At 53.8% G+C, this 4,006-nt stretch carries 1 tRNA gene and 2 rRNA genes; all 3 read left to right on the top strand.

Annotation, left to right across the window (positions count from 1 at the left end):
* Nucleotides 1-863, top strand: a 16S ribosomal RNA gene (locus K8U60_RS18860); the annotation flags it as partial.
* A gap of 246 nt (nucleotides 864-1,109) precedes the next feature.
* Nucleotides 1,110-1,186, top strand: a tRNA-Ile gene (locus tag K8U60_RS18865).
* Nucleotides 1,187-1,360: 174 nt separating this feature from the next.
* A 23S ribosomal RNA gene (locus K8U60_RS18870) occupies nucleotides 1,361-4,006 on the top strand; the annotation flags it as partial.

Raw genomic sequence — 4,006 nt, forward strand, 5'->3', positions numbered from 1 at the left:
GTGTAGCGGTGAAATGCGTAGAGATGTGGAGGAACACCAGTGGCGAAGGCGACTTTCTGGTCTGTAACTGACGCTGAGGCGCGAAAGCGTGGGGAGCAAACAGGATTAGATACCCTGGTAGTCCACGCCGTAAACGATGAGTGCTAAGTGTTAGGGGGTTTCCGCCCCTTAGTGCTGCAGCTAACGCATTAAGCACTCCGCCTGGGGAGTACGGCCGCAAGGCTGAAACTCAAAGGAATTGACGGGGGCCCGCACAAGCGGTGGAGCATGTGGTTTAATTCGAAGCAACGCGAAGAACCTTACCAGGTCTTGACATCCCGCTGCCCGGTGTAGAGATACGCCTTTCCCTTCGGGGACAGCGGTGACAGGTGGTGCATGGTTGTCGTCAGCTCGTGTCGTGAGATGTTGGGTTAAGTCCCGCAACGAGCGCAACCCTTGATCTTAGTTGCCAGCATTCAGTTGGGCACTCTAAGGTGACTGCCGGTGACAAACCGGAGGAAGGTGGGGATGACGTCAAATCATCATGCCCCTTATGACCTGGGCTACACACGTGCTACAATGGACGGTACAAAGGGCTGCCAACCCGCGAGGGGGAGCCAATCCCAGAAAACCGTTCTCAGTTCGGATTGCAGGCTGCAACTCGCCTGCATGAAGCCGGAATCGCTAGTAATCGTGGATCAGCATGCCACGGTGAATACGTTCCCGGGCCTTGTACACACCGCCCGTCACACCACGAGAGTTTGTAACACCCGAAGTCGGTGAGGTAACCCTTGTGGAGCCAGCCGCCGAAGGTGGGACGGATGATTGGGGTGAAGTCGTAACAAGGTAGCCGTATCGGAAGGTGCGGCTGGATCACCTCCTTTCTAAGGATGAATTCGGAACCGGGTTTCCCGGGGTTGACGTTTTGCGTTCAGTTTTGAAGGTTCACCTTCANGGTGAAGTCGTAACAAGGTAGCCGTATCGGAAGGTGCGGCTGGATCACCTCCTTTCTAAGGATGAATTCGGAACCGGGTTTCCCGGGGTTGACGTTTTGCGTTCAGTTTTGAAGGTTCACCTTCAATGGCGACATTGGAATGATTCTTCTATTAGACTATCAAGTATACCCAAGAGGGCCTATAGCTCAGCTGGTTAGAGCGCACGCCTGATAAGCGTGAGGTCGATGGTTCGAGTCCATTTAGGCCCACCATTCTTCTTGGGGCCTTAGCTCAGCTGGGAGAGCGCCTGCCTTGCACGCANNNTCATTTCGCACGCAGAAATGATGAACTTGTTCTTTGAAAACTGGATATGACGACATTGAAACATATATGCAAGCAATTCATGTACGCGTGGCTTTTGAGCCACAACTTTTTAATTGACCATTGGTTAAGTTAGAAAGGGCGCACGGTGGATGCCTTGGCACTAGGAGCCGAAGAAGGACGGCACTAACACCGATATGCTTCGGGGAGCTGTAAGTGAGCTGTGATCCGGAGATTTCCGAATGGGGGAACCCGCTGCCTTTAATCGGGCAGTATCCATGTGTGAATTGATAGCACATGAGAAGGCAGACCCAGGGAACTGAAACATCTAAGTACCTGGAGGAAGAGAAAGCAAATGCGATTCCCTGAGTAGCGGCGAGCGAAACGGGATCAGCCCAAACCCAGAGGCTTGCCTCTTGGGGTTGTAGGACACTCTATACGGAGTTACAAAAGGAAGGATTAGGCGAAGCGACCTGGAACGGTCCGCCGCAGCGGGTAACAGCCCCGTAGCCGAAAACCCTTCCCCTCCAGAGTGGATCCTGAGTACGGCGGAACACGTGAAATTCCGTCGGAATCCGGGAGGACCATCTCCCAAGGCTAAATACTTCCTAGTGACCGATAGTGAACCAGTACCGTGAGGGAAAGGTGAAAAGCACCCCGGAAGGGGAGTGAAATAGATCCTGAAACCGTGTGCCTACAAGTAGTCAAAGCCCGTTCATGGGTGATGGCGTGCCTTTTGTAGAATGAACCGGCGAGTTACGATTGCATGCAAGGTTAAGCTGAGAAGGCGGAGCCGCAGCGAAAGCGAGTCTGAATAGGGCGATGGAGTATGCAGTTGTAGACCCGAAACCAGGTGATCTACCCATGTCCAGGGTGAAGGTAAGGTAACACTTACTGGAGGCCCGAACCCACGCACGTTGAAAAGTGCGGGGATGAGGTGTGGGTAGCGGAGAAATTCCAATCGAACCTGGAGATAGCTGGTTCTCTCCGAAATAGCTTTAGGGCTAGCCTCAAGATTGAGAATCCTGGAGGTAGAGCACTGTTTGGACTAGGGGCCCATCCCGGGTTACCGAATTCAGACAAACTCCGAATGCCAGTGATTTATGCTTGGGAGTCAGACTGCGAGTGATAAGATCCGTAGTCAAGAGGGAAACAGCCCAGACCACCAGCTAAGGTCCCCAAATATCCGTTAAGTGGAAAAGGATGTGGCGTTGCTTAGACAACCAGGATGTTGGCTTAGAAGCAGCCATCATTTAAAGAGTGCGTAATAGCTCACTGGTCGAGTGACACTGCGCCGAAAATGTACCGGGGCTAAACGGATTACCGAAGCTGTGGATGGACATCTGAGATGTCCGTGGTAGGAGAGCGTTCTAAGGGCGTGGAAGTCAGACCGCAAGGACTGGTGGAGCGCTTAGAAGTGAGAATGCCGGTATGAGTAACGAAAGACGGGTGAGAATCCCGTCCACCGAATGCCCAAGGTTTCCTGAGGAAGGCTCGTCCGCTCAGGGTTAGTCGGGACCTAAGTCGAGGCCGATAGGCGTAGACGATGGACAACAGGTTGATATTCCTGTACCACCTCCCCGCGGTTTGAGCAATGGGGGGACGCAGTAGGATATGGAGTGCGTGCCGTTGGTTGTGCACGTCCAAGCAGTGAGGCGTGGAATGAGGCAAATCCCATTCCTGCAACGTTGAGCTGTGACGGCGAGAGGATTTATCCTCGAGTCCCTGATTTCACACTGCCAAGAAAAGCCTCTAGCGAGGCGGGAGGTGCCCGTACCGCAAACCGACACAGGTAGGCGAGAAGAGAATTCTAAGGTGAGCGAGTGAACTCTCGTTAAGGAACTCGGCAAAATGACCCCGTAACTTCGGGAGAAGGGGTGCTCTGGTAGGGTGTATAGCCCGAGAGAGCCGCAGTGAATAGGCCCAGGCGACTNCACACTGCCAAGAAAAGCCTCTAGCGAGGCGGGAGGTGCCCGTACCGCAAACCGACACAGGTAGGCGAGAAGAGAATTCTAAGGTGAGCGAGTGAACTCTCGTTAAGGAACTCGGCAAAATGACCCCGTAACTTCGGGAGAAGGGGTGCTCTGGTAGGGTGAATAGCCCGAGAGAGCCGCAGTGAATAGGCCCAGGCGACTGTTTAGCAAAAACACAGGTCTCTGCAAAACCGTAAGGTGACGTATAGGGGCTGACGCCTGCCCGGTGCTGGAAGGTTAAGGGGAGTGCTTAGCGCAAGCGAAGGTGCGAACTGAAGCCCCAGTAAACGGCGGCCGTAACTATAACGGTCCTAAGGTAGCGAAATTCCTTGTCGGGTAAGTTCCGACCCGCACGAAAGGCGTAACGATCTGGGCACTGTCTCAACGAGAGACTCGGTGAAATTATAGTACCTGTGAAGATGCAGGTTACCCGCGACAGGACGGAAAGACCCCGTGGAGCTTTACTGTAGCCTGATATTGAATTTTGGTGCAACTTGTACAGGATAGGTAGGAGCCTTAGAGCCCGGAGCGCCAGCTTCGGAGGAGGCGTCGGTGGGATACTACCCTGGTTGTATTGAAATTCTAACCCACACCCCTGATCGGGGTGGGAGACAGTGTCAGGCGGGCAGTTTGACTGGGGCGGTCGCCTCCTAAAGAGTAACGGAGGCGCCCAAAGGTTCCCTCAGAATGGTTGGAAATCATTCGCAGAGTGTAAAGGCAGAAGGGAGCTTGACTGCGAGACGTACAGGTCGAGCAGGGTCGAAAGACGGGCTTAGTGATCCGGTGGTTCCGCATGGA

Origin of the sequence: Planococcus circulans (genome assembly GCF_020023385.1) — a bacterium.
Classification (GTDB): domain Bacteria; phylum Bacillota; class Bacilli; order Bacillales_A; family Planococcaceae; genus Planococcus.